Annotated in this window: 21 protein-coding genes, 4 tRNA genes and 1 pseudogene; 11 read left to right on the top strand and 15 right to left on the bottom strand. The window is 70.4% G+C overall.

From position 1 onward, the window contains the following. A partial coding sequence (locus tag NS3_RS27210; RefSeq protein WP_169811694.1) for a class I SAM-dependent methyltransferase occupies nucleotides 1-627 on the top strand: 627 nt, incomplete at its 5' end. Here NS3_RS27210 and NS3_RS27205 read toward each other — a convergent pair. Beyond that, entirely contained in the window at nucleotides 608-1,288 is a 681-nt protein-coding gene (locus NS3_RS27205) for an SIMPL domain-containing protein (RefSeq protein ID WP_067865612.1), read from the bottom strand. The genes NS3_RS27210 and NS3_RS27205 overlap by 20 nt on opposite strands. A 218-nt stretch (nucleotides 1,289-1,506) precedes the next feature. Between NS3_RS27205 and dxs the strand changes: the two genes are divergently transcribed. Beyond that, complete coding sequence (gene dxs, locus NS3_RS27200; RefSeq protein WP_067865604.1) at nucleotides 1,507-3,402, top strand: 1-deoxy-D-xylulose-5-phosphate synthase; 1,896 nt, start codon at nucleotides 1,507-1,509, stop codon at nucleotides 3,400-3,402. A gap of 9 nt (nucleotides 3,403-3,411) precedes the next feature. Here dxs and NS3_RS27195 read toward each other — a convergent pair whose 3' ends face one another. Beyond that, nucleotides 3,412-4,689, bottom strand: a complete 1,278-nt coding sequence (locus NS3_RS27195) for a ribonuclease D (protein ID WP_067865601.1) — start codon at nucleotides 4,687-4,689, stop codon at nucleotides 3,412-3,414. Between the two features lie 22 nt (nucleotides 4,690-4,711). Next, entirely contained in the window at nucleotides 4,712-5,263 is a 552-nt protein-coding gene (locus tag NS3_RS27190) for a DUF3000 domain-containing protein (RefSeq protein WP_067865609.1), read from the bottom strand. 152 nt (nucleotides 5,264-5,415) lie between these two features. Between NS3_RS27190 and hemE the strand changes: the two genes are divergently transcribed. From hemE to hemQ, 3 genes are all read left to right on the top strand, one after another. After that, nucleotides 5,416-6,471: a uroporphyrinogen decarboxylase gene (hemE, locus tag NS3_RS27185; protein ID WP_067865598.1), complete on the top strand. Its 1,056-nt coding sequence runs from the start codon at nucleotides 5,416-5,418 to the stop codon at nucleotides 6,469-6,471. 74 nt (nucleotides 6,472-6,545) lie between these two features. After that, nucleotides 6,546-7,907, top strand: a complete 1,362-nt coding sequence (locus NS3_RS27180; protein WP_067865594.1) for a protoporphyrinogen oxidase — start codon at nucleotides 6,546-6,548, stop codon at nucleotides 7,905-7,907. A 172-nt stretch (nucleotides 7,908-8,079) separates the two neighbouring features. Beyond that, on the top strand, nucleotides 8,080-8,775 hold the full coding sequence (gene hemQ, locus NS3_RS27175) for a hydrogen peroxide-dependent heme synthase (RefSeq protein ID WP_067865591.1): 696 nt from the start codon (nucleotides 8,080-8,082) through the stop codon (nucleotides 8,773-8,775). 125 nt (nucleotides 8,776-8,900) lie between these two features. Here the strand turns inward: hemQ and msrB are convergent, their stop codons facing one another. The 4 genes from msrB to NS3_RS27155 all read right to left on the bottom strand — a co-directional run bounded on the left by msrB (nucleotide 8,901) and on the right by NS3_RS27155 (nucleotide 13,234). Then, entirely contained in the window at nucleotides 8,901-9,344 is a 444-nt protein-coding gene (msrB, locus tag NS3_RS27170) for a peptide-methionine (R)-S-oxide reductase MsrB (protein WP_067865588.1), read from the bottom strand. A gap of 80 nt (nucleotides 9,345-9,424) precedes the next feature. After that, nucleotides 9,425-10,777, bottom strand: a complete 1,353-nt coding sequence (locus tag NS3_RS27165; RefSeq protein WP_245649839.1) for a glycosyltransferase family 87 protein — start codon at nucleotides 10,775-10,777, stop codon at nucleotides 9,425-9,427. Nucleotides 10,778-10,883: 106 nt separating this feature from the next. Next, nucleotides 10,884-12,440, bottom strand: coding sequence for an alpha/beta hydrolase (locus NS3_RS27160; protein ID WP_067865582.1), 1,557 nt, complete (start codon nucleotides 12,438-12,440; stop codon nucleotides 10,884-10,886). Between the two features lie 32 nt (nucleotides 12,441-12,472). Further along, nucleotides 12,473-13,234, bottom strand: a complete 762-nt coding sequence (locus NS3_RS27155) for a pyrimidine reductase family protein (RefSeq protein ID WP_067865580.1) — start codon at nucleotides 13,232-13,234, stop codon at nucleotides 12,473-12,475. A 35-nt stretch (nucleotides 13,235-13,269) separates the two neighbouring features. Between NS3_RS27155 and zapE the strand changes: the two genes are divergently transcribed. Beyond that, nucleotides 13,270-14,292 carry a cell division protein ZapE gene (gene zapE, locus NS3_RS27150; RefSeq protein ID WP_067865577.1) on the top strand — a complete coding sequence of 341 codons (1,023 nt, stop codon included), beginning with the start codon at nucleotides 13,270-13,272 and terminating at the stop codon, nucleotides 14,290-14,292. A 30-nt stretch (nucleotides 14,293-14,322) separates the two neighbouring features. On the opposite strand, the gene NS3_RS27145 is transcribed toward zapE, so the two are convergent. Then, nucleotides 14,323-14,862 carry a GNAT family N-acetyltransferase gene (locus NS3_RS27145; RefSeq protein WP_067865575.1) on the bottom strand — a complete coding sequence of 180 codons (540 nt, stop codon included), beginning with the start codon at nucleotides 14,860-14,862 and terminating at the stop codon, nucleotides 14,323-14,325. A 103-nt stretch (nucleotides 14,863-14,965) separates the two neighbouring features. Here NS3_RS27145 and NS3_RS27140 point away from each other — a divergent pair, with 103 nt between their 5' ends. Both NS3_RS27140 and NS3_RS27135 read left to right on the top strand, forming a co-directional pair. Continuing rightward, the gene (locus tag NS3_RS27140; protein ID WP_281206597.1) at nucleotides 14,966-16,819 is read left to right on the top strand and encodes a flavin-containing monooxygenase; all 1,854 of its coding nucleotides are present in this window, start codon (nucleotides 14,966-14,968) and stop codon (nucleotides 16,817-16,819) included. A 207-nt stretch (nucleotides 16,820-17,026) separates the two neighbouring features. Beyond that, entirely contained in the window at nucleotides 17,027-17,944 is a 918-nt protein-coding gene (locus NS3_RS27135) for a LysR family transcriptional regulator (protein ID WP_067865571.1), read from the top strand. A gap of 42 nt (nucleotides 17,945-17,986) precedes the next feature. On the opposite strand, the gene NS3_RS27130 is transcribed toward NS3_RS27135, so the two are convergent. Next, nucleotides 17,987-21,025: a hypothetical protein gene (locus tag NS3_RS27130; RefSeq protein WP_067865569.1), complete on the bottom strand. Its 3,039-nt coding sequence runs from the start codon at nucleotides 21,023-21,025 to the stop codon at nucleotides 17,987-17,989. Nucleotides 21,026-21,449: 424 nt separating this feature from the next. Here NS3_RS27130 and NS3_RS27125 point away from each other — a divergent pair, with 424 nt between their 5' ends. Continuing rightward, nucleotides 21,450-22,424: a hypothetical protein gene (locus NS3_RS27125; RefSeq protein WP_245649838.1), complete on the top strand. Its 975-nt coding sequence runs from the start codon at nucleotides 21,450-21,452 to the stop codon at nucleotides 22,422-22,424. 12 nt (nucleotides 22,425-22,436) lie between these two features. On the opposite strand, the gene NS3_RS27120 is transcribed toward NS3_RS27125, so the two are convergent. From NS3_RS27120 to NS3_RS27105, 4 genes are all read right to left on the bottom strand, one after another. Next, a complete protein-coding gene (locus NS3_RS27120; RefSeq protein WP_067865566.1) occupies nucleotides 22,437-23,630 on the bottom strand; it encodes a sigma-70 family RNA polymerase sigma factor in 1,194 nt (397 codons plus the stop codon). Between the two features lie 112 nt (nucleotides 23,631-23,742). Continuing rightward, nucleotides 23,743-23,817 (bottom strand) — tRNA-Val (locus NS3_RS27115). Nucleotide 23,818: 1 nt separating this feature from the next. Beyond that, a tRNA-Cys gene (locus tag NS3_RS27110) sits at nucleotides 23,819-23,889 on the bottom strand. Nucleotides 23,890-23,932: 43 nt separating this feature from the next. Beyond that, nucleotides 23,933-24,005, bottom strand: a tRNA-Gly gene (locus NS3_RS27105). 337 nt (nucleotides 24,006-24,342) lie between these two features. Here NS3_RS27105 and NS3_RS27100 point away from each other — a divergent pair. Further along, nucleotides 24,343-24,414 (top strand) — tRNA-Val (locus NS3_RS27100). 201 nt (nucleotides 24,415-24,615) lie between these two features. Here NS3_RS27100 and NS3_RS29835 read toward each other — a convergent pair. Next, nucleotides 24,616-24,879, bottom strand: coding sequence for an excisionase family DNA-binding protein (locus NS3_RS29835; RefSeq protein WP_067865562.1), 264 nt, complete (start codon nucleotides 24,877-24,879; stop codon nucleotides 24,616-24,618). A gap of 277 nt (nucleotides 24,880-25,156) precedes the next feature. On the opposite strand from NS3_RS29835, the gene NS3_RS29700 reads away from it, so the two are divergent. After that, nucleotides 25,157-25,399: a recombinase family protein gene (locus NS3_RS29700; RefSeq protein ID WP_067865559.1), complete on the top strand. Its 243-nt coding sequence runs from the start codon at nucleotides 25,157-25,159 to the stop codon at nucleotides 25,397-25,399. A gap of 330 nt (nucleotides 25,400-25,729) precedes the next feature. Here NS3_RS29700 and NS3_RS29630 read toward each other — a convergent pair. Then, nucleotides 25,730-26,150 (bottom strand): annotated as a pseudogene (locus NS3_RS29630) (hypothetical protein); the annotation flags it as partial.

The raw sequence follows: 26,150 nt of genomic DNA, 5'->3' as shown, positions 1-26,150 counted from the left end.
CACGCGCCGCGGGCCGAACGGATTGTCGAGGGCTCCGGCCGCGCGGTCGAGTACGTGGCGGGCCGGCGCTGGGAACTGGCGGCCACGGGCTTCTGGCAGGCGCATCGCGATGCGGCGCAGTGCTATTCGGATCTGATCGGGCAGTGGGCCCAGTTGTCCGGCGGGGACAGCGCCTGGGATCTGTACAGCGGCGCGGGCGTCTTCGCGGCCCGGCTCGCCGAACAGGTGGGCCCCGGCGGCTCGGTCCTGGCGGTGGAGTCCTCGCGCGTCGCGGTGGCCGACGGCCGGGCCGCGCTGCGCGATCAGCCGTGGGTGGACCTGCAGTCGGACCGGGTCGAACGATGGCTCGCCGAGCACGCCGCGCAGCCGCCGCGAGTGGTCGTCCTCGATCCGCCCCGAGCGGGCGCCGGCAAGGAAGTGGTGAGCGCGGTGACCGCCGCCGGACCCGAGCGGATCGTGCACATCGGCTGCGACCCGGCAGCCTTCGCCCGTGACCTCGGCCTCTACGGCCGCGCCGGCTACGAACTGGCCGACCTGCGTGTCTTCGACGCGTTCCCGGCCACGCACCATGTCGAATGCGTGGCTCTGCTGGCGGCGGACACCGCCGTCACTCGAGGTACCAGGTGACCCGCACGCTCGCGGCGATCTCCGATTCCCCGAGTTCCACCGGCACCGGCGCGCCGCCCGCCGTTTCGGCCATCGCCGCCACCGCGCGGATCTTCGGCGCGAACTGCGGCGCCGCGGCGGTGTTCTCGGTGATCTCGACGACCGGGCCCAGCGTGCGGCCCGCGCGCCGCGCGTAGCGCTCGGCCTTGGCCAGAGCGTCGTCCCAGGCGGCGTCGCGCGCTCGGGCCGACAGGCCCTCCTGATCGGCGACGGTGCGGACCAGCCCGCCCAGCCGCACGTCGTCGCCACCGGCTTCGACGGCGGCGGCGATGATCGCGGCCGGGCCGGGTGTGGCGGTCGGCCCGATCCGGCGCAGCGTGACGGTGAGAGCGGTGCCCGCTGTGTAGCCGACGATGCGTTCCCTGTTGTCGCCCCACACCGTCTCCGTGCGCACCGTCAACCCGCTGGTGGCGATGTCGATGTCGTCCACTCCGTTGCCGCGCAGCGACGCGGTGACCGCGGCCGCCCGTTCCCCGGCACGGGAGTAGGCGGCGGCGACCCGGCCGGCGCGCGACTCCACCGAGATGGTCAGCCGGAGCAGGTCCGGTGTGGCGTTCGCCCGGCCCAGACCGAACACGGTCACCGTCGCGGCCTCGGCCGGGCTCGAGCTGTCACTGCTCATGCCCACACTGTAGGTCGCGTCGTCCGCTACGGCGGGAAACCACGGCCGACCGGTGGTGCGAGGGCTCACATTCGGTCCCACCCACTGCGTGTCGCGCCGCGACGACCAGTCGTTTTCCCACGCCACTTCCGCTCTTCGGACCGAGGTCGCCGAAGTTCACCGCCGACGCTCCGTAGACTGAGCGGATCAGATGCGTAATCCGGAGGGAGCGAGTTCAGGTGGGAGTGCTTTCCGGGGTCGATTCACCCGAAGATGTACGCCGGCTGAACGTGGCCGAGCTACCGGAACTGGCGGAGGAGATCCGCGAGTTCCTGGTGCGCAAGGTCGCGGCCACCGGCGGGCACCTGGGTCCGAACCTCGGGGTCGTCGAACTGACCATCGCTTTGCACCGAGTGTTCGACTCACCGGCCGACCCGTTGATCTTCGACACCGGCCATCAGGCCTACGTGCACAAGATCCTGACCGGTCGCAAGGACCAGTTCGACGATCTGCGCAAGCGCGGCGGACTGTCCGGCTATCCGAGTCGCGCCGAGAGCGAGCACGACTGGGTCGAGTCCTCGCACGCGTCGGCCGCGCTGTCCTACGCCGACGGCCTGGCCAAGGCGTTCGCGCTGCGCGGTCAGGATCGTCACGTGGTCGCGGTGGTCGGTGACGGCGCGCTTACCGGCGGCATGTGCTGGGAGGCGCTCAACAACATCGCCGCCGGGCAGGACCGCTCGGTGATCGTGGTGGTCAACGACAACGGCCGCTCGTACGCGCCCACCATCGGCGGCCTGGCCGACCGGTTGACCGCGCTGCGCACCCAGCCCGCCTACGAGCACGCGCTCGACGCGGGCAAGCGGCTGCTCAAGAGCATTCCGCGGGTGGGGGAGTCGGCGTACTCGATGGTGCACGCGGTGAAAGCGGGCATCAAGGACGCGGTGAGCCCGCAGGAGCTGTTCAGCGACCTGGGCGTCAAGTACGTGGGCCCGGTCGACGGGCACGACGTCGCCGCCGTGGAGGCCGCGCTGCGCCGCGCCAAGGATTTCGGCGGCCCGGTGGTGGTGCACGCGGTGACCCAGAAAGGTCGCGGCTACGAGCACGCCGAGAAGAACATCGCCGACCAGATGCACGCCTGCGACCCGATCGACCCGCTGACCGGCCGCCCACTGGCCGGGAAGAAGGCGCGTGGCTGGACCTCGGTGTTCTCCGAGGAGCTGATCGGGCACGCACGCCGTCGCGAGGACATCGTCGCCATCACCGCCGCCATGCCGGGACCGACCGGCCTGTCCGCCTTCGGCGAAGCCTTCCCCGATCGCATGTTCGACGTCGGCATCGCCGAGCAGCACGCCATGACCTCCGCGGCGGGCCTGGCCCTCGGCGGCCTGCACCCGGTGGTCGCGATCTACTCGACCTTCCTCAACCGCGCCTTCGACCAGTTGCTGATGGATGTGGCGCTGCTCCGGCAGCCGGTCACCGTCGTGCTCGATCGGGCGGGCATCACCGGCCCGGACGGCGCCAGCCACAACGGCATGTGGGATCTGTCGGTACTCGGCATCATCCCCGGCATCCGGGTCGCCGCGCCGCGCGATGCGGCCACCCTGCGCGAGGAACTCGCCGAGGCGCTGGCCGTCACCGACGGCCCGACCGTGCTGCGCTTCCCGAAAGGTAGCGTCGCCGAGGACATCGCCGCCGTCGAGCGGCTCGAGGACATCGATGTACTGCGGCTGGCCGACCCGGAATCGGCCGCGCAGGCCCAGCATGGTGACGTCCTGCTCGTCGCCGTCGGCCCGTTCACCAAGACCGCGCTCGAGGCGGCGGACCTGCTGGCCGCCGACGGCATCTCGGTGACCGTCGTCGATCCGCGCTGGGTGCTCCCGGTCTCTGATTCCGTCGTCAAGCTCGCCGAGAACTACCGACTCGTGGTCACCCTGGAGGACAGCGGCCTGCACGGCGGCATCGGCTCCGCCGTTTCGGCGGCCCTGCGCGCGGCGGGGCTGGACGTGCCCACCCGCGATCTCGGTGTGCCCCAGGAATTCCTGGACCACGCCTCCCGCGACGAGGTACTCCACCAGCTCGGCCTGACGTCTCCGGAAGTCGCCCGCCGCGTCGCGGGCTGGCTGGGAGCCCACTGACCCGCGCCGTCAGTCCTCGGGCTGTTCCGGAGTCAGGGCCTCGGACAGCGGCGCGACGGTGAGTTCTCGCTGCCATGGCCGGGCGCCGCTCGCGGCGAGGAAGCCGTCGATCTCGGCGGCCAGCTCCCCCGGGGCGCGGGGCCGGGAGTACTCGCTCAGGCCGTCCCAGCACAGCCGCCGCACGGCGTCCGGGGCCAGCAGGTTCTCGATGGGGACGGTGTGCTCGATGGACAGGTCGTTGAGCGCGGCGCGGGCGCGGGCCAGTCGGGCGGCGGCGACCGGGTCGCGGCGCTCCCAGCGGTTCACCGGCGGCGGGCCGTCGAACGGCTGGCTGAGTGGGGGGAGAGCGGTGTCGGGAAGGCTGCGGGCGGTTTCCAGGGCGGCCAGCCATTCCCGGGAGTAGCGGCGCTGGCGTGGCCCGCCGAAGACCGGCAGGGCACGGAGCTGGGCGATGCTGCGCGGGTCGGCGGTCGCCGCGGCGACGATCGCCGAATCGGGCAGGATGCGCGAGGGCGCGATGTCGCGGGTGCGGGCCAGGGTGTCGCGTGCGGTCCATAATTCGCGGACGGCGGCGAGCTGCCTGGCCTTGCGTAAGGTGTGGATACCCGAGGTGCGCCGCCAGCGTTCGGACTTGGGGACGGGCGGACCGGCCTGCCGAACGTGCTCGAATTCCTGCTCGGCCCAGCCGACCTTGCCCTGAGCCCGTAGATCCGCATCCACCGCGTCACGCAGTTCCAGCAGCAGCTCCACATCGAGCGCGGCGTAGTTGAGCCAGTCGGCGGGCAGCGGACGGGTGGACCAGTCGGCCGCGCCGTGGCCCTTGCGCAGCGAGCGGCCGAGCAGTCGTTCCACCATCGCCGCCAGCCCGACGCGCTCGAACCCGGCCAACCTGCCGCCGAGCTCGGTGTCGTAGAGCCGCGCCGGGTACAGCCCCAGCTCGGCCAGCCCCGGTAGGTCCTGGTCGGCGGCGTGCAGGACCCATTCCAGGTCGTTGATCACCTCGGCCAGCGGGCCGAGCGCATCGGTGACCGGGATCGGATCGATGAGGAAAGTGCCCGCTCCGGCCCGGCGGAGCTGGATGAGATAGGCCCGCGCCGAGTAGCGGAAACCGGAGGCGCGTTCGGCGTCGACGGCCAGTGGACCGGTGCCGGAAGCGAGGCGCTGGGCCGCTTCGGCGATCTCGCCTGCGGTGCCCAGCACCGGAGGCACCCCGTCTACCGGGGCGAGCAGAGGCTCGGCTGTAGTGACTTCCGCGCTGCCCTGCCCGGGCTGTTCTGCTACCGGCATAGCCCTGAACTCTACGTTGCCGTCACTCCGGCTCGTGGGTGGTATAGGGCGGCGGACGCAGGTGCGTGATGCCGGCGGGCGGCAGACCGGCCGAGTAGGCGAGCACTTCGCAGAAGGATTCGACGTGCGGGCGCATGTCGGTGGTGAGTGCGGTCCACGAGGCGCGCAGTTCCAATTGGTGCGCGCGGGGCGGGCCCGCGATGTCGCCGTAGCGCACCGAACTGGTGGAGGTGACGGTGCCGCCGAGCGCGGTGAACGGCTCCGAGCGGGTTTCCAGCGCGTCCACCAGCCAGCTCCACGCCACCTCCGGCAGCAGCGGATCGGTGGCCAGCGCGGCGTCGATGTCGGCTTGGACGTAGGCGACCAATCGGAACGTGCCGTGCCAGGCCTCGTCGCCATCGGGGTCGTGCAGCAGGATCAATCTGCCGAACGCGTCTCCTTCGGAATCCACCGGGACCGTGCCGGTCTCGGGGTGGGTGACCTCGGCGCCGACCGCGTAGGAGTAGGGCGCGAGCCGCTGCGGCGGCCGGATCGGCGCCAGCTCGATCCGGGGGTGGCATGTCGCGGTGCCCATCGCATCGACCGCGGCGCGGAACAGGGGAGGCTCGCCCTGGGGTCCTTCGGTCGGTGCGGCGCCGTCGCGGAAGTCGAGCGGTGTCACGAGCCCGACCGTATCCGCTACCGACCCGGCGCAGTCGGAGGCGCGCCGCCGCATACGATGGCCGGGTGAGCACCCACAGCCGCCGTCGGTTGACCGACGCCCCGTTCCTGGCCGCCGCGACGGGCGCCACCCCGAGCCGGCGCCCGGTCTGGTTCATGCGCCAGGCGGGGCGCTCGCTGCCCGAGTACCGCGAACTGCGCGCCGGGATCGGCATGTTGGAGTCGTGCTTCGATCCCGAGCTGGTCTGCGAGATCACCGTGCAGCCGGTCCGCAGACACGGTGTCGACGCGGCGATCCTGTTCTCCGACATCGTCGTTCCGCTCAAGGCGGCGGGCATCGATCTCGACATCGTGGCAGGCGTCGGTCCCGTGGTCGCCTCGCCCGTGCGTTCCACCGCGGACGTGCGGGCGCTGCCGCGACTGCGGACCGAAGAGGTCGGCGCGATCGTCGAGGGTGTGCGGTTGCTGATCGACGCGCTCGGGGACACCCCGCTGATCGGGTTCGCCGGTGCGCCGTTCACCCTGGCCTCCTACCTGGTCGAGGGCGGGCCGAGCAAGAACCACGAGCGCACCAAGGCGATGATGTACGCCGATCCGAAGACCTGGCACGAACTGCTCGGCGCGCTCACCGACATCACCATCGCTTTCCTGCGCGCCCAGTTGGACGCGGGCGTGGACGCGATACAGCTGTTCGACTCGTGGGCGGGCGCGCTGTCGCTGGCCGACTACCGCGAATTCGTGCTGCCGCATTCGGAGCGGGTGTTCGCCGAGGTCGCCGACGCGGGCGTGCCGCGCATCCACTTCGGCGTGGGCACCGGCGAACTGCTCGGCGCGCTCGGCGAGGCGGGCGCCGACGTGGTCGGGGTCGACTGGCGGGTCCCGCTGACCGAGGCCGTGCGGCGCATCGGTCCGGGAAAAGCCTTGCAGGGCAACCTCGATCCGGCCGTGTTGTTCGCCGGTCCGGAGGCGGTCGAGGCACATGCGCACCGGATCGTCGCCGAAGCCGACGAGGCCATGGTGCTCGGCGCGATCGGTCATATCTTCAATCTCGGCCACGGCGTGCTGCCCGACACCGATCCCGGTGTGATCACCGCGCTGGTGGAACTGGTCCACGAACTCTGAGGCCGAATGCCCGGCGGTGACATGGACGACAGCCTCTGCCCGGCCGCCCGCGCACCGGACTACCGTCGCAGAGTATGAGGATCGCGATTGTCGGTGGCGGGATCAGTGGTCTCGCCGCGGCCCATCGGCTGCGGACCCTGCTCGGTCCGCAGGCCGATCTCGTTCTGCTCGACCCGTCCGACCGGGTGGGCGGCATTCTGTACACCCCGGACCTCCACGGGGAGCCGCTGGATCTGGGTGCGGAGGCCTTCGTCGGCCGCCGCCCCGAGGTGCCCGCGCTGCTGCGTGAGCTCGGCCTGGAGGATCAGCTGGTGTACCCGGCGGGCAGAAGCCCGCTGCTGTGGGCCGGTGGCGCCGCGCACGCGATGCCGGCGCGCACCCTGATGGGCATCCCGTCGGACGCCGAGTCGGTGCGGGGCCTGGTCGACGACGAGACCGTGGAACGGATCGCGGGGGAGTCGAGCCGGCCGCTGGCCTGGTACCCGGACAGCGATGTCGACGTGCACAGCCTGGTCGCCGACCGGTTCGGCGCGCAGGTCGTCGAACGCAGTGTCGATCCGCTGCTGGGTGGGGTGTACGCGGGAAGTTCGCGTTCCATCGGCGTACGTGCCGCCCTGCCGACCCTGGCCGCCGCGCTGGACGAGGGAGCGCCGAGCCTCACCCACGCGGTCTCCGCCGCTCTGCCGCCGCCGTCCACGACCCCGGTGTTCGGCGCTCTGCGTGGCGGCTACCGGGTGCTGATCGAGGCTCTGGTGCGGTCCTCGTCGGTGCGGATCGTCGGGGGCACCGCGGCGACCCGGCTGGCGCGCGCGACCGCAGGCTGGGTGCTCGACCCGATCGGGCTGGTCGACGCGGTCGTGCTGGCCGCGCCCGCCCCGGTCGCGGCGCGCCTGCTGCGCTATGTGGCTCCCGGCGCGGCGGCCGCGGCGGGCGGCATCGAGGTGTCGTCCTCGGTGGTCGTGGCCATGGCGCTGCCCGCCGACACCGCGCTGCCGGACAATTCCGGAATTCTCGTCGCGACCGGAGAGTCCCTGCGCGCCAAGGCTTTCACGCTGTCGAGTCGCAAGTGGCCGCACCTGGCCGAACGTCCGGACGCGCTGGTGCGCGCCTCGTTCGGCAAGTTCGGCGACGATTCCACGCTGGCCTGGCCGGACAAGGCGCTCGTCGCCGCTGCCGCCGAGGATCTGGCCACCGTCACCGGTGTGCCGATCGCCCCGAAGGATGCCGTCGTCCAACGCTGGCGCGGCGGGCTGGCCCAGTACGCTCCCGGCCATCTCGACCGGATCGCCGAGATCGAGACGGCGGTCGCCGAATGCGACGGCCTCGCGGTCGCGGGTGCGTACCTGCACGGTGTCGGCGTGCCTGCCTGCGTCGCGACGGGGGACGCGGCGGCCCGCCGAATCGTCGAGCGCCTGCCGGTGTCGACGAAACCCTGACGCCGGGCCATCGGCGCGGGCGTAGCAGTGCACAGGACGCACCGCCGCGGGTAGGGCGGTACTGCTCGAATTCGCAGGGGCGTCCGGCCCGGTCCGGGAGGCGGATGGGGCCGGACGCCCGGGACCGTGCCCCGTAGCGGAGACGGGGTACCGCAGTGGCACGATGGGTGTTATGGCGCGACTGGATTATCAAGCTCTCAACTCCACCATCCGATACCTGATGTTCTCGGTGTTCCAGGTGCAGCCGGGTGTGCTGGGCGACGACCGAGCGGCCGCGATCAAGGAGGCCCAGGCCTTCTTCGACGGGCTGGCCGACAAGGACGTGGTGGTGCGCGGCGTCTACGACGTGGCGGGCCTGCGCGCCGACGCCGACTTCATGATCTGGACCCACTCCGAGCGGATCGAGGATCTGCAGGCCGCCTACAGCGACTTCCGCCGTACCACCGCCCTGGGGCGCGCGAGCGACCCGGTGTGGAGCAATGTGGCGGTGCACCGCCCTGCCGAGTTCAACAAGAGTCACATCCCGGCGTTCCTGGCCGGTGAGGATCCGGGCGCCTACATCTGCGTGTACCCGTTCGTGCGGTCCTACGAGTGGTACCTGCTGCCCGACGACGAGCGTCGCAAGATGCTCGCCGATCACGGTAAGGCCGCCCGTGGATACCCGGACGTGCGGGCCAACACGGTCAGCTCGTTCGCCCTCGGCGACTACGAGTGGATCCTCGCCTTCGAGGCCCCCGAACTGCACCGGATCGTCGACCTGATGCGTGACCTGCGGGCCACCGAGGCCCGCTTGCACGTGCGCGAGGAGACCCCGTTCTTCACCGGCCCGCGCGTGGACCTCGAGCAGTTGGTCACCGCCCTGCCCTGACATCGGCCGCCCGCATAGCCGACCGCGCCGCCCGGCACACGCCCAGATCTTTCGGGGCATGCGCCGGGCGGCGTCGTTTCTCTAGTATTCGCTGCGCGTTCGCTGTGCCGCGATCGACGTCATCGTCATCGCGCTGCGCTGTCCGAGGGGTGCAGTCGCAGCGCGATGGAGTTGATGCAGTAGCGCTTGTCGGTCGGGGTGGCGTACCCCTCGCCTTCGAAGACGTGGCCGAGATGGCTGTGGCAGTTCGCGCACAGCACCTCCACCCGGCGCATGCCCAGCGTGTCGTCTGCCCGCAGCAGCACCGCGTCGGAATCGGCCGGGTCGAAGAACGAGGGCCACCCGCAGTGCGAGGAGAATTTCTCGGTGCTGCGGAACAGCTCGGCGCCGCAGGCACGGCAGCTGTAGACGCCCTCGGTCTCGGTGTCGGTGTACTCCCCGGTGAAGGGGCGTTCGGTCGCGGCCTCACGCAGGACCGCGTACTCCTGGGGATCGAGCTTGGCCCGCCACTCCTGCGGGCTCAGCTGGATCCGGGGCGCGGGAAGGGAGGCGTCGGCGTCGGAACTCATGGCTCCACGCTAATACGTGCCACGCGCAGGCGTCGCCGACCGCCGGTCCGCGGGGGCGTTGCCGGACCGGCGAGCCCCGCTCAGCCGCCGTGGTGCGGTGTGGCCCTGGCCAGCTCCGGCTCGGGCTCCTCGGTGAGCGCGGCAGGTGAGAGGGTGCCGGTGTCGGCGGCCGGTACGGCGGCAGATTCGACGGCGGGTGCGTCGTTGCGCGGATCCGGCGCGTCACGCATCCAGTCCTGGTCCAGGCCGGAGGCGAGCCTGCCTTCGCGCCGGGCGGCCAGGTACCGGTCGCCGAGCACGCAGAACACCACGATCAGCAGCAGCGACCAGCCGAAGGTGATGCGCAGGTACTCGAGATTGCGCCCGAGGTCCTGCCAGCGGTCCGACAGCCACTTGTCGTAGGACATGAACCCGAACACCGCCAGCCAGGCCGGCCAGTTGCGCAGCACCGAATTGCGCAGCACCACGCTCATCAGGAACGGGAACAGCATCATCGAGTAGTACATCTGGCCGAGGCTCAGCAGCACGAACGAGGCGGTGAGCAGCACGCCCGAAGCCGTGGTCACGAAGAACAGCTCGTCCTCGCGGTAGTACCGGTAGAGCAGCCACAGCGAGATCGCCACCAGCACGCCCATGACCAGGCGCAAAGCCAAGGCGAGCCAGTCCGGCAGACCGTAGTAGGCGGCGTTCCCGACGATGGAGCTGTTGAAGTAGTCCCTGGTCTCGAACAGGTAGGGCAGGGTCCGGGTCATGAACTGATCGGCGTCCTCGATCAGCGGCCACGCGATCGCGGTCAGCGCCACCGGCACGCCCGCGGCGGTGATCAGCACCTTCCACTGCCCGCGCACGAGCGGTATGAGGATCAACGGCGCGAGGGTCGGTTTCACCGTGATGCTGAGCCCGAGCACCGCCCCCGCCCACAGATCGCGGCGGCGCAGTATCAGGTGCAGGAAGGCCAGCTCGGCGAGCAGGATGCAGCCGTTGACATTGGTGAACACCAGCGTGTTGATCACTGTCTCGGACATGAACATCGCCAGCAGCAGCGCGGGCGCTGCCACCGAGTTCAGCGTGTACCTGAACAGCCGCAGCAGCAGATACCAGGCCAGCAGAATCGCCACGGCGTTGAGCAGGATGAAGCACCACCGCGACTTCTCCGGGTCGATCAGCGCGATCGGCGCGATAAGCAGCGTGCCGCCCGGCGGATACAGATAGTGCGGGTCGACGGAGTCGAAATTGGCGGTGTAGACCGGCTGCCCGTTGAGGAACGCCAGCGAGGCGTTGTAGACCGGCCGGTAGTCATCGGTGATGAAGCCGTTGACAGCCTTGATGAACACCCTGTTCAGCACTGTCATGACCGCGATGGGCCAGAGTGCGAACTTGATCACCTCGGCGGTGGTGCGAGCTGTGCGGGGCTCTAGCTGTCGAAGGAACACTGGGGCACGGTACACCGACCAGGTACGCGGCGGGTTTCCGGGATATGTCCCGGCGCGCCGTCACAGGCCGATTCCGGGCTGATCCTCCGGTCGACGCGCATCGGAGTCAGGCGGGGCAGGCGCTGCCGTCGCGCGGGAGCTTCGCGTCCTTCAGGTAATCGGACACGATCCGCTGCGCGCAGCCGGAGTGGGGCAGGACCGGGTGTCCCCATCCCTGCCAGCTGACCGTGGCGTGCCGCGCGCCCGCCCCGCCCAGGACGCCGGTGACCGAGGACTGCCCGCCCTCGCCGACCACCGGATCGGCCACACCGGTCAAGACCAGCACCGGGATGGTCAGATCGTCGAGTGTCGCGGGCGGTTCGGACACCGGCCAGGCCGAGCAGGTCATCAGCCCGATGGCCGCCTGCCGACCGAAGACCGGATACGTCCCGCCCCACGTCTGGGCCAGCTCGGCTGCCTTGGTCGCCGTCGGCGGCTGCTGGGTGTCGGTGCAGCGGTTGACGAACTGTCCGTCGCCCTCGGTCGCCGCGGTCTCGCGTAGCACCAGGTTGTCCAGCGCTGTGCGGTCGCCCGCGCCCGCCGCGACCAGTGCGTCCGCGAGTTCGGCGACGCGGGTGGACTGATCGGCGCGCGGTGCGCCGAGGAAGCCTGTGATCGTGGTGAGCAGCGCTGCCTCGGACAGGTCGCCGAGTTCGCCCGCCCCCGCCCGGCGCGCCAGATCGGCGACGGCCGCGCGGGGATCTGCCCCGAGTGCGCAGCCCGTCACCACACAGCGCTGCGCGAAGGCGGTCAGGGCGGCCTCGGTGCCCCGGAGCTGCTGCTCCTGCCGGGTGACCGCGTCGGTCGCGACAGCCTCGGGGGCGTCGAGCACCAGCCGGGCGAGGTGATCGCCGTACTTGCGGGCGTACGCCAGTGCGACCACGGCGCCGTTGCCGGTGCCGATCATGTCGATGTGCTCGACCTGCCACTGCATCCGCAACTGCTCGATGTCGTCGGCGGCGTGCGAGGCGTCGAAGGTGCTCTCGTAGGGCTGCAGGAAATCGCGGCAGGAGATCGTCGCCTCCTGGCTCAGTTCGCCCATCGCCGTCACCGGGTCGGTGCCGGGGCCGAACTGGGCGTGATCGGTCAGGTCCTGCCGGACGTCCAGCGGCAGGCAGTCGATCGGCTGGGAGGTGCCGATGCCGCGACGGTCCACCGCCACGATCGGGCGTTCGGCCAGCAGTCCGATCGTCGCGCCGACCGCGAGACCGGCCAGGGTGGCGGTGGAGGACCGGTCGGTACCCGAGGTGAGTACCAGCGGCGCGACATCGGCCGGGGTCTGCGCCAGTCGGGCGCGCATCGCACCATTACGGAAGTTGCCGATCACGGAGCCCGCCGCGTCGATGGGGGTCGAATATTCGGCGCACTCGAGCACCAAGCCCTCGGGCGCGGGCCCGAGCCCGAGCAATCTCATGGTCGGTTCGGTGCAATCGGTCCAGCTCAGATCGCTCTGCGGCAGCTCGGCGCGCGGCGGCTCGGCCGGTGTCGTCTCCTCGGTGACGGGCCCGCCACCGACCGCGGGTCGCTCCACCGCGACACCGGGACGATCGGAGGGGCCCACACCGCATCCGGCGATCACGATCGACAGTGTCGAGGCCAGCACGGCGGCTCGGGTCCAGCGCATGCGTTACAGCCTGCCAGGTCCGGGCGGCTGTTTCACCGACGACCCCAGCGAGTCAGGATGGTCCCGTCGGCGTCGAGCAGGACGTGCCGGCGGTGCATCCGATGCCGGAACTCGCGCGCCGACAGCGAGATTCGCCGCGCGGTGCCGCCGACCAGGAACGGAGCGGTGGTCAGGCACAGTTCGTCGATCAGATCGGCTTCGAGCAGCTCGCCGAACAGATGCGGTCCGCCCTCGCACAGCACCCGGTACAGCCCCCGCTCGGCGAGTGCGGCGAGCAGCCCCGCGGGCGTGATCGCCACACCGCCCGCCTCGATCACCTCCGCCCCCGCCTCGGCCAGTGCCTTCTTGCGGTCCTCCGGCGCCACGGAGGTCGTCAGGATCAGCGGGGCGACCTCGGTGTCGGTGAACAACCTGCCGGCCGGATCCAGCGCGGCGCTCGCGGTGACGACCGCGATCGGCGGCGGCGCGCCCTCGGCGTCCCCGCCGCGCGCGCGATCGTAGAGCGAGCGGCGGCGCTGCCGATCGGTGTGGGCGCCGCCGTAGTTCTCCGCGCGCACGGTGCCCGCGCCGACCAGGATCACATCGGCCAGATCGCGCAGCAGGCCGAACACGGTCTTGTCGGCGGGGGTGCCCAGCGCGGCGGTCTGATCGCCGCTGGTCGCGGCGCCGTCGATGCTGGAGACGAAGTTGGCCCGCACCCAGGGCGCGTCGAGTCCCATCGGATAGGCGTAGAGGTCGGCGAGCCCGTCGGCATCGAGTTCTGTGAGCTGGATCGCATTGGGGATACGCTGCATGAGAACAGATCACACCACGTCATTAGGCTTCGTTCATGCAAGAACGCCTTGTCGATCGCCATCCGGAGGTTCCGGCCGACCAGCTCGTCGCCCAGATGGTGCCTCCGCCCATGTTCGACGAGGTCAGCTTCTCCTCCTACATTCCCGACCCGCAGGAGCCCAGCCAGGCCGCCGCGGTGCGCACGGCCGAGTCCTTCGCCGGTGAGGTCGCCAAGATCCACAAGGCGTCCACCAAGAAGAGCCTGTTCGGCAAGAAGAAACAGGTCTCCGGCGCGGGTCTGTACCTCGACGGCGGCTTCGGCGTCGGCAAGACCCACCTGCTCGCTTCGATCTTCCACAGCTCGCCCGCGCCGAAATCCTTCGGCACCTTCGGCGAGCTGACCAATCTGGTCGGCGCGCTCGGGTTCAACAACGCGCTCGAGCGTCTCGCGGACAACAGTGTGCTGTGCATCGACGAGTTCGAACTCGACGATCCGGGCGACACCATGCTGGTCTCGCGGTTGCTCACCGAGCTGTCCGGGCGCGGTGTCTCCATCGCCGCGACCTCCAACACCCTGCCCGGCCAGCTCGGGGAGGGCCGGTTCGCCGCGCAGGACTTCATGCGCGAGATCAAGAAGCTGGGTGCGATCTTCGAGGCCGTGCGCGTCGACGGCCCCGACTACCGCCACCGCGACCTGCCGCCCGCCCCGGACCCGACCTCGGCCGTGGAACTCGTCGAAAGGGCCGCGGCCACACCGGGTTCCACGCTCGACGAGTTCGACGCGCTGCTGACCCACCTGAGCAAGCTGCACCCGTCGAAATACGGCGAGCTGATCTCCGGTGTCAGCGCGGTGTTCGTCTCCGGCGTGCATCCGGTCACCGATCAGGCCGTCGCGCTGCGCATCGTGGTGCTGGCCGACCGCCTCTACGACGCGAGCGTGCCGGTCACCGTGTCCGGGGCCAAACTGGACGAGATCTTCTCCCAGGAGATGCTCGACGGCGGCTACCGCAAGAAGTACCTGCGGGCCATCTCCCGTCTGCTGGCGCTGTCCCGGTTCGAGGCCGCCGCCGCGTCCTAGCGGTCCGTCCGGCCGAGTGCGCCTGCCCGGTCAGAACCGCAGGCGCATCACGTAGTCGTTGTGCACCTCGCGGCCGACGGTGAAAGTCTTGGTTCCGACGATCTCGAAACCGTGCTTGGCGTAGAACCGCTGAGCGCGCGCGTTCAACTGGTTGACCCCCAGCCAGACGCCCGGGTAGCCGCCCTCGTGGGCGATCCGCAGCGCGGCCTCCATCAACGCGCTCGACACCCCGGTCCCGTGATGTCCCGGCAGCACGTACATCTTGCTGATCTCCAGCGCGGGGTGCAGGTTCACCGCCGCCGCGACCGCGGGGTCCGCCGGGTCGCCCGCGTGCAGCATCGCGTAGCCGACGATCTCGTCCCCGGCCACCGCCTTGAGCACGGTGCGGTCCGGATCGTTGAGGTATTCGCCGAAGCGTTCACCGGAAAGCGCCTGCTCGACGAAGATCGCGATGTCCTCGGCGCTCGCTCCGGGTGGGCAGGCCAGCGGGAAGGTCGTGGCCGCAACGTCGCTGAGGGCTTCGGCGTCCCACAGTCCGGCTCGATCCACGATCACTGACGCGTTGCTCATCGGTCAAGTACAGCACGTCCGCGTACCCGGATCGGTGCCCGCCCGAGCCTCGATCTCGACCGGGGGAGCTCCGACGGGCTACGGGCGGGTAGGCTCGGAGCCCATGACGAGCGGTAACCGCGTCGCGATCGTAGGTGCGGGCATTGCAGGCCTCGCCTGCGCGAAGGTGTTGAGCCGGGAGGGTTTCGCCGTCGAGGTGTTCGATCGCGCACCCGACGTGGGCGGGGTCTGGAGCGCCACCAGGCGTTATCCCGGTCTTCGCCTGCAGAACAGCAAGCTCACCTACCACTTCTCGGACTTCCCGATGCCCGAGGAGTACCCGGCTGTGCCCGACGGCGCCCAGGTGCAGGCCTACCTGGAGCGCTACGCCCGTAACTTCGGTCTCGACGAGTTCGTGCGGCTGGGCGCCGAGGTGGTCGCCGCCGACCCGGTCGACAGCGGCTGGCTGCTCGAGATCCGCGACGAGACCGGCGCGCACCGCACCTCCTGCGATCACCTGGTCGTGGCCAACGGTGTGTTCAGCGAGCCCGCCGTGCCCGACTACCGTGGCGCCGACGCCTTCACCGCCGCCGGGGGCACCCTGGTGCATTCCTCGCGGTTCCTCGACCTGGAGTCCGCGCGCGGCAGGAACGTCGTGATCGTCGGTTACGGCCAATCCGCCTGCGACATCGCCGAAGCCGTCAGCCATGTCGCCGCGAGCACGACGGTGGTGGCCCGCCGGTTGCTGTGGAAGATGCCGCGCAGCCTGGGGCACGGTCTGGACTTCGAACGACTGTTCCTGAGCCGCCTCGGCGAAGCCCACTTCCGGTACCACGCCCCGCGTGGCGCCGAGCGCTTCCTGCACGGTGCGGGACGGTCCTTCCGCGACAGCGATTTCGACGTGGTCCAGGAGATGACCATCAAGAGGCTCGGTCTGCGCGAGCTGGACCTGGTGCCCGAGGGCCGGTTCGAGGAGATCGCGCAGAGCACCACCGGCGTGGTGACCGAAGGCTTCTTCGAGCAGGTCCGCGCCGGTGCGATCCGCGTGATCCGCGATACCGAGGTGCGCGAGCTGTCCGGCAGACCCGGCCCGCCCGCCGCCCACCTCACCGACGGCTCCGCCCTGCACGCGGATCTGGTCGTCGCCGCCACCGGCTTCCACCAGCGTGTCGGGTTCCTCACGCCCTACATCCAGCGCCTGCTCACCGACGAGGACGGCAACTTCCGCCTGCACCGCAACATCCTGCCGACCGAGGTCGAGAACATCACCTTCGCCGGCTACAACTCCGGCCTGCTCGCGCCGCTGACGGCCGAGGTCACCGCGCACTGGATCGCCGCGTTGCTCGCCGGCCGCCTGACCCTGCCCGACGCCGAGAAGCGGGAAGCGCAGATCGACGAGCGTCTGCGCTGGATGACCGCGGGTACCGCAGGACACCACGCGCACGGCACCACCGTCACCCCGTTCACTCTGCACACCATCGACGAGCTGCTGGCCGACCTGAAGTTCAAGGTGCCGCTGCGCAGCCGGAGCGCGCAATGGGCCCGGCGGGTGCGGCCGGGCGCGTACCGGGGTTTGGGCGAGCGGTACGGCAAGGGGAAGGAGCAGGCGACCATTCCCCCGTCCGAGGAGAGCGCGTCCCCGTCGCCCGCCGCCGACTCGAAGCAGCCCGCCGCCGACTCACAGCAGCCCGCCGCGCAGGAGCCACCTGTCCCGGCACAGGACCCCGCCGCCTCGGCGGCGCCGAATCCTCCCGCGCAGCGGGCCTATCCCGCCCAGTCCTACCCTGCGCGGCAGCCGAGCTACCCCGCACAGCAGCAGAGCTACCCCGCGCAGCAGAGCTATCCTGACCGACGGCCGAATTTCCCTGCGCAGCAGGAGCTCTCGGGGAGCGGACAGCCGCCCGCCGATTCTCCGAGGCAGCAGTACCCGCCACAGCACTACCCGGCCCAGCCGCAGTATCCCGCGCAGCGTCGTTAGGGGGCCGCGTGGCGATACCCGGTGCAGCTCCGACAGCATGCCTGCCCGGTGTCCTTCGAGGAGGCGCGGAATCGGCCGCGCAATGTGTCCGGCGTAGGAGCGCTTGTCGGCGTCGGCGCAGCTGTAGCGGAAGGACGCGGATCAGCTCGGTGTGATTGCCCGTGGCGCAATCGGAGACCTGCCGATTGCATCTGTGATAATCCGGGAGTGGAGCCGCTCGATCTCAACCTACTGGTTGCTCTGGATTCGCTGCTGGACTCCCGCAGCGTCACCGAGGCCGCCCGCCGCCTGCACACGTCACCATCGGCGATGAGTCGTACGCTCGCCCGGTTGCGGCGGGTGCTCGGCGATCCGCTGCTCGTCCGCTCGGGCAGGCAACTGGTACCCACCCCGCGCGCCCTCGAATTACGCTCCGAAGTCGCGGCGCTGGTGGAGCGCAGTCGCGCCGTCCTGACTCCCCGCGCTCCCGTCGACCCGGCCCGCCTCGAACGCGGGTTCACCCTGCGGGCCGACGACCTCGTGCTGGCAGAACTCACCGGCCCGCTGTCGGTCGCCGTCCGCGCCCATGCGCCGGGCGTCACTCTGCGCTTCCTCCCCGACACCGGGGAGGGCACCGCGGACCTGCGTGACGGCCGCGTCGACCTCGCCGTCGGCGTCGTCGGTCACACCGAACCGGAAATCGTCGTACACCGGGTCTTCGGCGACCGACTGGTCGGCGTCGCTGTCCCCGACCACCCGCTCGTCACCGGCCGCGCCACGGTCGCCGCCTACGCCGGCGCCGCGCACCTGGCGATCTCGCGACACGGCCGCCCGCGCGGACCGATCGACGACCGCCTGATGCTGCACGGCCGCACCCGCCGGGTCTTCGCGACCGTCCCCGACCTGCCTTCGGCGCTCCTGGCCGTGCGGTCCGGTGAATTCGTCTGTCCTGCACCGGCCCACCTGGCCGCTCGCGCCATCACCGCCCTCGGCCTGGCGACCTTCGAGATCCCGCTCCCACTCCCGGAGATCACCATCGGTATGTCCTGGCACTCCCGCAACACCGCCGACGGCGCTCACCGCTGGCTGCGCGACCTCGTCGAATCCGTCCTGGCCCCACCGCAAGACACCACCCGCCGCCGCTGAATCGCGCGAGCACGGATTGCGGCGGTGGGGCCCGGTCGAGGCTCAGTGTCCGGAGTTCTCCGGCGGGGTGTTCACCGCGCGGCTGAACGGACCGGCCGGGTTGCGCTTGAGCTCGTCCAGCATGGCCTGCAGCTTGTCGACGTGAGCGTTGTCCTCGATGGTTGGCCGCTGCTTGCCGCTCGGCGCCTGCTCGGCGACCTCGGGCGTACTCACCTGCGGCCGGGAGGCGGGGAGTTCGAGATCGAAGGGCATGTCGATGCTCGCGGGCTCATCGATGCCCGCGGTCAGCGAACTGGTCGGCGGCCCGAAGGGGTTGGGCTGCACCGGCGCCGGGCGCGGCGTGATACCCGCGGGCTCCACCCGCCTGGTCACACCCGACGGGCCGTCGCCTCGCCGGGGGAGCGAGGTCGGCCCGACGGGCGCGACCTGACGGTCGTCGCCACCGAGATCGCTGTCGTCGGCATAGGCGGTCTCGGCGGCCAGCCGGTCCAACTCGCCCTGCCAGGAGTCAGGGGCCGGTGACTCGTCGGGGCGGACGCCCCCGAATCGGGGATCGCCCTGGTCCGACTGCGAGGAACCGGCGTCATCGCGGGCAGACGGATCGGTGCGAGCGGGCAGCCTCACCCGAGGCCCGGCTCCGGCGAGCTGGTCCTCGGTCTCTCGATCGTCACCGCTGTTGTGTCGTCCGGCGGAGCGGTAAGCCGTACCGTCGGAGGTGATCTCGGCGACCGCGTCACGCGGGGGAGCGGCGTGCCCGGGATCGCGGCGGGGCAGAGTGCCGCCTGTCCCGGCGTCACGTGTCGGCAGCGAGCCGCTCACCTCGCGTAATGTGGGGACGTCCTCGGGATCGAGCCGCGTGCTGTGCATGCCGAGCGGCGCGAGTGTCTTGCCCGCCTCGCCCTGCGCGGGTGTCCGGCCGGCTTCGCGTCCGGGGAGTGCATGGCTCGTGCCGCGCTGAGGCAGCGGGTTCCCGGAGTCCCGCTGCGGCAGGCCGGAGCTCGCGTCACGTCGGGGGAGTCCGGGACCGGAGTCACGCTGGGCAAGCCCCGTGCCCGATGCGCGCTGCGGCAGTCCGGCGTCGGAATCGTGCGGGAAATCCGGATCGGAGCCCTGTACGGGATGCCCGGCGGCCGAATCACGATGCGGGAAGTCCGCGCCGGCGTTTCGCTGCGGGAGGTCACCGGCCAGGTCGCTCTGCGCATGGCTGCCGGAAGAATGACGTGTCGGGAGCGAGTCGCCGGTCTCCCGCTCGGGAAGGGAGCCGGCATCCCGATGGCGGTGTGCGTGGCCGGAGCCGTGCTGTGGCAGGGGGTTCTCGTCATCGACCACGGCGCCATGCGAATGCGGCCGAGCGCCGACATCCGGAGTGCCTTCGGGGCGCCCCGGCTCGACGGCGTCGCGTCGATCGGCCCGTCGCGAACCGCGCTGCGGCAGCGCGGGAGACGGGCCCTCCACTGCGTCGTCGCTGTCGGAGACGAGATGGCGAAGGGCGGACAGGCCCGGAATCACTTCGGTCGCAGGCGCATCGTTGTCGGCGAGTTGCTTCGCCGCGGCCTCGCTCATGGCCGCGCCGCGCCGCGACCGCTCGGCGGTATCGGGCGCTGCCGCGGCGGTGATCCCCAGAGCGCGGGCCGCCGGGCCCGCCGTCTCCGCTGTGGAAGCCGCCTCGACACGCGCGACGTCCGGCCGATCCGCAGTCTCGCCCGCGGTGGCGTGCCGGGACTCCGGGTGCGCGCTCTCCGGCTTGGCGTGCGCCGACCCGGATGCGGAGTCCGCGTATGCCGAATCCGATACGGCCGCATCGGCCTCGGCGAGCCGCCTGCGTTCGGCGCGACTGGGAATGTGCGGCGTGGCCGGATCACCGGCGTCGGCGTCGTTCGCTGCGGACGGGCTGTAGGCGGCGGCCCGGCGGGGAAGCCTGCTGCCGCCGGACGGAACAGCGCTGTCGACCACGGAGCCGTCGATGATGGCGCTGTCGACCATGGCGCTGTCGACCACGGCACTGTCGACCACGGCACTGTCGACCACGGCACTGTCGACCACCGCGACCGCCTCAGCGCTGTCGCCGGTCTGCTGCGCTGCGGCGGGAGAGCGCAGCCGCCCGGCATCTCCGCGCGCACCGATGCTCTCCTCGGTCTGCGGGTCGTTGTCCGCGACCCCCTTGTCGCGCTCACGGTCATGCGGTTCGGCGCCCCGGGGCGTCTCGCCACCGACCGCGTTGTCCGCGAGCGCGTTCCCGGCGACGATCGCGGTGCTCTCGGCGTCGGTGCCGTGATCGAGTGAGCTGTCGCTGCCGAGCAGGCCGCCGGAATCGGGACTGCTCTTGCCGGGTCGGCCGCTGCCGCCGAGCAGGCTGCTGCCGGCACCGGACTCGGCGCGCGCGGGTTGCCTGCGCGGGAAGTTGGCCCGGGGGAGGCGGCGGCCGGGTGCGACTTCCGTCGTACCGCCACCGAGCGAGGCGGGGCCGTCACTGCCTGCGGCGTCCGGCTGCTCGGACTTCTCAGGAGCGGCAACGGGTTCCACCGGTGCGACGGCGACCTCGGGTGCGGGCAGCCGCGGGATGGGGGCGAGGCGCGGCGGCGCCTCGGGCGCTTGGGCCGCGGACTTCTGTCGGTCCGGCTCGACGGATGCGCTCGCGGTATCCGCGGCTTCGTCGTCCTTCGCGCTCACGAGCGCTACCTGGTCACTCGGCGCGTGCGTGCTGGGCGGGTTCGGCGTGCCGGAGGCAGGAGCGCTCGAGACCCGGCCGGTCGAGGTGGCACTCTCGTCGGTGCGGCTCGCGGCGGCCTCGAGTTCCGCGCGCTCGGCGGCCTCCCTGCGCTCGGCGCGGGTCGGTCGCGCGGTGACAGCGGTCCGTACCTCCGAGGATTCGACCTTGTCCACCCGCGCGCGCAGGGACGTGATGTCCTCTCCGGCAGTGGCAGCCCAGGATTCGAGCTTCTTCAGCCGGGCGTCGAGGCCGGTCGAGTCCTCGACACGCGCCGCGGCGATGTCGAGCTGGTCGCTGAGCTCGCGAAGGAGCGTCGCGATGCCCGACAAGATCGTCCCGATCGGCTCGGCGTCCTGTTGGCCGTGCTCCATGCCTCGCATACCTCTTCCCGCTCGTTGCCCGGACTGGGCGACCGCCCGGCGATTCTATCCACCGATCACCGGCCGTGCCCGGCCGCCGAGGTCGCGGGTGTGCCCACAACGCCCGGCGTAGCTGTCTGCTTGTGCGAGTCGTATGCACCGGGGTCGATGACGGCGACTCGCGGACGGCTCGAGGCTACTCGTCGTCCGATGCCGGGACTGCACGGGTCGCGCCGACCGGCTACGCTGTGGCGGATCTCTCGTGTTTCGTTCCGGAAAACCCTGCGGGACAGTAACCATCGTCTTCCTCGCCTGGGTGTCGTAACGCGGCGCACCCGAACGCGGGTAAAGGGGGCTGGCGGGCGTCGGGAAGTAGGCGCACTCTGGATCCATGGAGTAGGTCGCGAGACCAGCGGGTCGGGCAGGGAGTGATCGCGTGCGAACCAAGCAGCGGACAGAGATGGCTTGCGGGCGCCGGGCAGTGCTCGCAGAACTCGGTATCGGCGAGGGCGCCGTGGGGTCGCGGGCATCCGGTAGCGGCCGTTCTCGGTACAGCTGCCGCTGTCCGGAATGTGCCGACACGCAATGGGATGTACAGCGTCTCAAGTACTGGCTGTGCGCGCGTCTGGTCGAATTCGGCGCCGACGAGGCGGATGTGGATCAGCGGATCGGCGCGGGCCCCGACGAGGCGGGCGTTCCCGTCGACATCCGCTGGCGCAGCGGCGATCGCTGGTACGCGATCGAGGTGCGCAACGGTCCGCTCGAGACCACGCTCGCCCAGGAACACACCGCGCGCCTGCGTGCGGCGGGCTGCGCGGGTGTGCTGTGGTTGTGCCCGCCCGGCTTCTGGGTCGATCACCTGCCCGCTCTGGGAGTCGCCGATCTGGGGCCCAGTTCGTGCGACTACCTCATCGACAGCGGTGTACTCGACACCGTCCACACCCCCGTGGCCTCGCCCCAGCGTACTCCGTTCGAGCTGCGGGAGTTCCTGCGCGGCTGGGTGTCCGGCGATATCGTCTGGGCCTATCGGGACGAGCACAAGGGAGGCTGGGCGCGAGTGACCGACTGGGAGAGGCACACCAGGACCCAAGCCGCCGTCATCGCCCGCCAGCGCCGGGAGTTGGTCAATCAACGCACCGCTCTTGCGGTTTCGCGCACCCAGGTGCGCGACAAGGAAAGGCTGATCACCCGCCTGAACTGGCGGCTGGAACGTGCCCAGGACGGCATGGCGCAACAGGCCGAGTCGGTGGACGCGATCAATCGCCGCATCTCCGAACGACATCGGGTCGAGGCGAGTCTGCGCGCCACCGTCGCGGGCCTGAACCGCACGATCGAGCGCTGGCAGCTGATCACCGTCTGTTCGATGATGCTGCTGGCGACGTTCCTCGCCGCCGCGGTGATCGTGCGCTGAGCCGGCGTGCGGTCACGCTGCGGCGCTGATGGTGAACGTCATGCGGTCCCAACGCCAGCCGTGTCGCAGGGTCAGCGCCGCGAGGTCGAGCAGTTCGAGCCCGGCCTCGTGGTGCAACTCGCGGAGCACGGCCTGCCGGACCGGCCCGGCGGCCACCAGTTCGGTCAGTTGCTGTTCGAGTTCCGCGTCGACCGTCCGGTCGCGCAGTTCGGCCACGCCCGTGCGGCTGCCGGTCCAGATCAGCACACCCCAGGCGTTCGCGTGCGCGTGCTCACGAGCCGCCGCGGCCTTCACCCGGTTGATCTCGAAGCCGACATGCCCGAGCGGCTGCACATCGATCAGCACGACCCGCCCGTCCACCAGCTCGGCGGCCACACCGGGGTGATGCAGGTGGGTCTGCTCGCCGAACCGGTAGGAGATCGCCATCGGCTCCTCCTGGAAGGTCCGGACCTGCTCACCGGCGTTCAGCGTCAGCAGCAGCCGCGCCCGCAGCGCCGAATCGAACCCGACGTCCCGGCCCACCTTGTCCAGATAGAACCGTCCGCGCTGATCGTCGTCCGCGTCGACCACCCGGGCCGACGCGCTGGGAAGAGGTGCGGGCTGCCGTCCGGGCTCCGGCCAATCGACTCGAGGCCACAGCACATCCAGCGCGGCGGTCGCCGCCGGTTCATCGTGCAACGCCGCCAGTCGTCGGTTGGTCTTCTTCTGCCACCCCATGATTCGCTGCATCACATATCCCGCGACCCGTTTCGCGTCCTCGGCAGTGTGCCCTGCCAGCCGTAACTTCAGAAAGGCCAACTCGTTGGCCGCCAGATCGGCATCCGTCGCGTAGGTCTCCGCGAGCAACCTGCCGACCAACGCCGAGTCCCTGGCATCGAGCGGATACCTCTCGGCGAACACCGCCCGCTCCGCGCCACCGAGATGCGTCTCGCGAAGAATCTGACCGACCGTGCGTGTATGCAGCTGCCGCACCCGGTCCCGTGCCAGATCGAACCGCGCGCCGATCGCGGCCAACGTCTGCGGCGGCTCACCGGTGACCCCCAGGCGCGCGGCCAGAATCTCCGCGTCCCGCCGGCGCCGCTGCGCGTGCACCGTCACCAACCCGGCCAGGACCGCATTGACCTCTTCCAACCCGAACGCCACGTCGCCCTCGATGTCGTCGACGAACGCCGCCTCCACCCCATCGGGCTCAACAACCCCAGTCACCCCCGCAGCCTAGCCGCGCGAACCGACGCGATCCGGGGCGCGCGCGCGGAGGGGAGGGCGTGAAGGGGCTCGGAAAGCAGAAAGGCCCCGGGGTTACCGGGGCCTTTCTCGGTGGTGCGCGATACTGGGATTGAACCAGTGACCTCTTCCGTGTCAGGGAAGCGCTCTCCCGCTGAGCTAATCGCGCGAGGTGGAGACGGGAATCGAACCCGTGTGCACGGCTTTGCAGGCCGTTGCCTCACCACTCGGCCACTCCACCGCGCAAAGGGGGACGGCGTTTTACTGCCTGGCCCTACCTTCCGAGCGGATGACGGGATTCGAACCCGCGACCCTCACCTTGGCAAGGTGATGCGCTACCAGCTGCGCTACATCCGCATGCATCTCGGGGGCTTCGTTCCGGCCTCCGTGCTGCGAGACAGAACATTAGCCGACGTTCGGTGAAAGGTACAAATCCGCTGGTCAAAGGGATGATGACGTGGCGATGTCGACGCGAGTCGCGATGTGACCGCAGTGGCTGCCGGTGTCATTGTTTCCGATGATGTCGGCGGAACTCTCCGGCACCGATATGTCACCCGTGCCCCGCCGTACCGGGGCCGGCCCCGCCTTGCCGCGTGCTCCGATTCTGTCCACGAGGCGATTTGGTGAACAGCGGGTGCCCCGTGCTAATGTTCCATCTCGTTCGAGCGGTTCGAATCGCCCGGACAGCCCGTTAGGTCTCATAGCTCAGCGGGAGAGCGTCCGCCTCACACGCGGAAGGTCGCTGGTTCGATCCCAGCTGGGACCACAACTAAATGCCCAGGTCAGGGCTGTTTTTGTGAAAGCCTGATCTGCGACGCGCAATATACGCGCAATAGCGACACCGCGTTCATGTCCGCCCGGAATGCAGGTGGGAGCGGGTTTCCGCATCTCTGTGATTTATGTCACTCCCCGGCTGGATGCCCTCCGTTGCGGTCGAACGAGTAGCGTTGGCCGTCGTAGTGCCTTCTCATTGGATCGGGCGCATGGCGTTCTCGACGTCTTCGATCGCGATACGTACCTGTCCCCGGAAGCGGTACGCGGGCAAGGTGCCGTCCGCGATCATGCGGCGGATCGTGTCCTTGCTGACACTCGCGTACTCGGCCGCGGCACCGATCGAGATATAGCGTTGGGGGCTTCCGGTGGGGGACGTGTCTCTGTGGCGATCGGTGTTTCTGCCCGTGCGGTGGTGGCGGTTCTCCTCGGGGCGAGGCTCCCTGTCGAAGCCGGTCACGATTCGAGCCCCCGATCGCCGCGGAATCTCGTGCCGATCGACGAAGTCACGCTCCGACCAGTAGATCGGGTAGCGAGGGGGAGATCGTTTCTGGTTCTGAGGCTTTGCGACTGGTCGACGCCGTAGTGAGGAGGCCGACGGCGGAATTCTGAAGACATAGGGGGCCTATTCCTATCTCAGCCCGCTGATCCTCCGTCTGTCCATAGAACCTTATTGCGCTCGATTGCGCCACATAAGGTCGGGTGGCGCGGAGGCACCTGTACGCACAGTAGTTTCCATGCTGCTGGGATGCGGGCGGGTCTCCACGGTCGAACAGAACCCCGCCCACCAGGTCGACGCCGTCGACCGCACCGGCGTCGCCGAAGACATCCACATCGACACCGCCTCCAGCGCGAAAGCCTCCGGCCGGAACATGTATCTGGAGACCGAGGGCATCGTCGAGATGCCCGCCGAGCGGACCGCCGTCTGGGCGCCTACTTTCACACCGATCCCCACCACGGCAAAGACCACGCCACAATGACTCGCTGCTGGAGGTGGCCGGGGAAACCCGCAAGGGGCGCCTCGACGGCTGCGACACCGACGACCAATGGTGGCGTGCCCACTACCTGCGTGAAGCCCGCGCCCAGCTCGAGTAACCACCACCGCGGCCGCCGAGCGGGGCGGAGAAACTCGCGCCGATTCATCCAGTACGGCGAAGTGGCGCGAGATCCTGCCGAGATCGGCGCGACTTCATCGGGTGTAGAGACGATCGGGTCGCGACGAAGACGCTGGTGAGAGCGATGACGGCCACCTGGTCTGTGTGCAGGCCACCGACGCCACCAGGCTGATGCGGACCGGCTTCTTCGTGGAGTTACTGGCTTCGGTTGCGGCGTAACCGCTGCAGCAGGGCTGCTCCCGGCAGCCGCGAAACCGGTGCTGGGGCGGGGTTGTCGTCGTCGAGGTCGACTATGTCTGTGGCGAGTTCGGCGGGCCATGGATCCTGCCAAGGGCGGCCGTCTGCGGGTTCGGGGAGGAGTTCGGGTTCGGGGCTGGTGAGGTGGCGGCTGGTGCCGAAGTCGAACTCGCCGAGCGCGCGTTCGACGATGCTGGCGGTGAGTGGTTCGGGATTCAGGCCGGTGGTGTCGTGGTCGGCGAGGATGTCGGCGAGGGCGTTATAGGCGCTGTCGGGGTCGGGGTGGATGGAGATGTGGCGGCGCGCTGGGCCGAGGTCATCGAAGCTGGTGCTTTGGCCGGTGCCGTCGACGACGAGAACCCAGACCGCGCCGGCGGTG

The sequence above is a fragment of the Nocardia shimofusensis NBRC 100134 genome, assembly GCF_001613125.1.
GTDB classification, from domain to species: Bacteria; Actinomycetota; Actinomycetes; order Mycobacteriales; family Mycobacteriaceae; genus Nocardia; species Nocardia shimofusensis.
The sequence above is the reverse complement of the archived record's forward strand: the minus strand, read 5'-3'. Positions and strand labels throughout refer to the sequence as shown.

Coding starts and splice junctions, on each gene's coding strand:
- NS3_RS27195 (WP_067865601.1), bottom strand. CDS start 4,689: ATGCCGGTAGCAGAACAGCCCGGGCAGGGCAGCGCGGAAGTCACTACA.
- NS3_RS27160 (WP_067865582.1), bottom strand. CDS start 12,440: ATGCGCTGGACCCGAGCCGCCGTGCTGGCCTCGACACTGTCGATCGTG.
- NS3_RS27145 (WP_067865575.1), bottom strand. CDS start 14,862: ATGAGCAACGCGTCAGTGATCGTGGATCGAGCCGGACTGTGGGACGCC.
- NS3_RS27180 (WP_067865594.1), top strand. CDS start 6,546: ATGAGGATCGCGATTGTCGGTGGCGGGATCAGTGGTCTCGCCGCGGCC.
- zapE (WP_067865577.1), top strand. CDS start 13,270: ATGCAAGAACGCCTTGTCGATCGCCATCCGGAGGTTCCGGCCGACCAG.
- NS3_RS27205 (WP_067865612.1), bottom strand. CDS start 1,288: ATGAGCAGTGACAGCTCGAGCCCGGCCGAGGCCGCGACGGTGACCGTG.
- NS3_RS27155 (WP_067865580.1), bottom strand. CDS start 13,234: ATGCAGCGTATCCCCAATGCGATCCAGCTCACAGAACTCGATGCCGAC.
- NS3_RS27130 (WP_067865569.1), bottom strand. CDS start 21,025: ATGGAGCACGGCCAACAGGACGCCGAGCCGATCGGGACGATCTTGTCG.
- NS3_RS27140 (WP_281206597.1), top strand. CDS start 14,966: ATGACGAGCGGTAACCGCGTCGCGATCGTAGGTGCGGGCATTGCAGGC.
- NS3_RS27190 (WP_067865609.1), bottom strand. CDS start 5,263: ATGGGCACCGCGACATGCCACCCCCGGATCGAGCTGGCGCCGATCCGG.
- NS3_RS29700 (WP_067865559.1), top strand. CDS start 25,157: ATGCTGCTGGGATGCGGGCGGGTCTCCACGGTCGAACAGAACCCCGCC.
- hemQ (WP_067865591.1), top strand. CDS start 8,080: ATGGCGCGACTGGATTATCAAGCTCTCAACTCCACCATCCGATACCTG.
- msrB (WP_067865588.1), bottom strand. CDS start 9,344: ATGAGTTCCGACGCCGACGCCTCCCTTCCCGCGCCCCGGATCCAGCTG.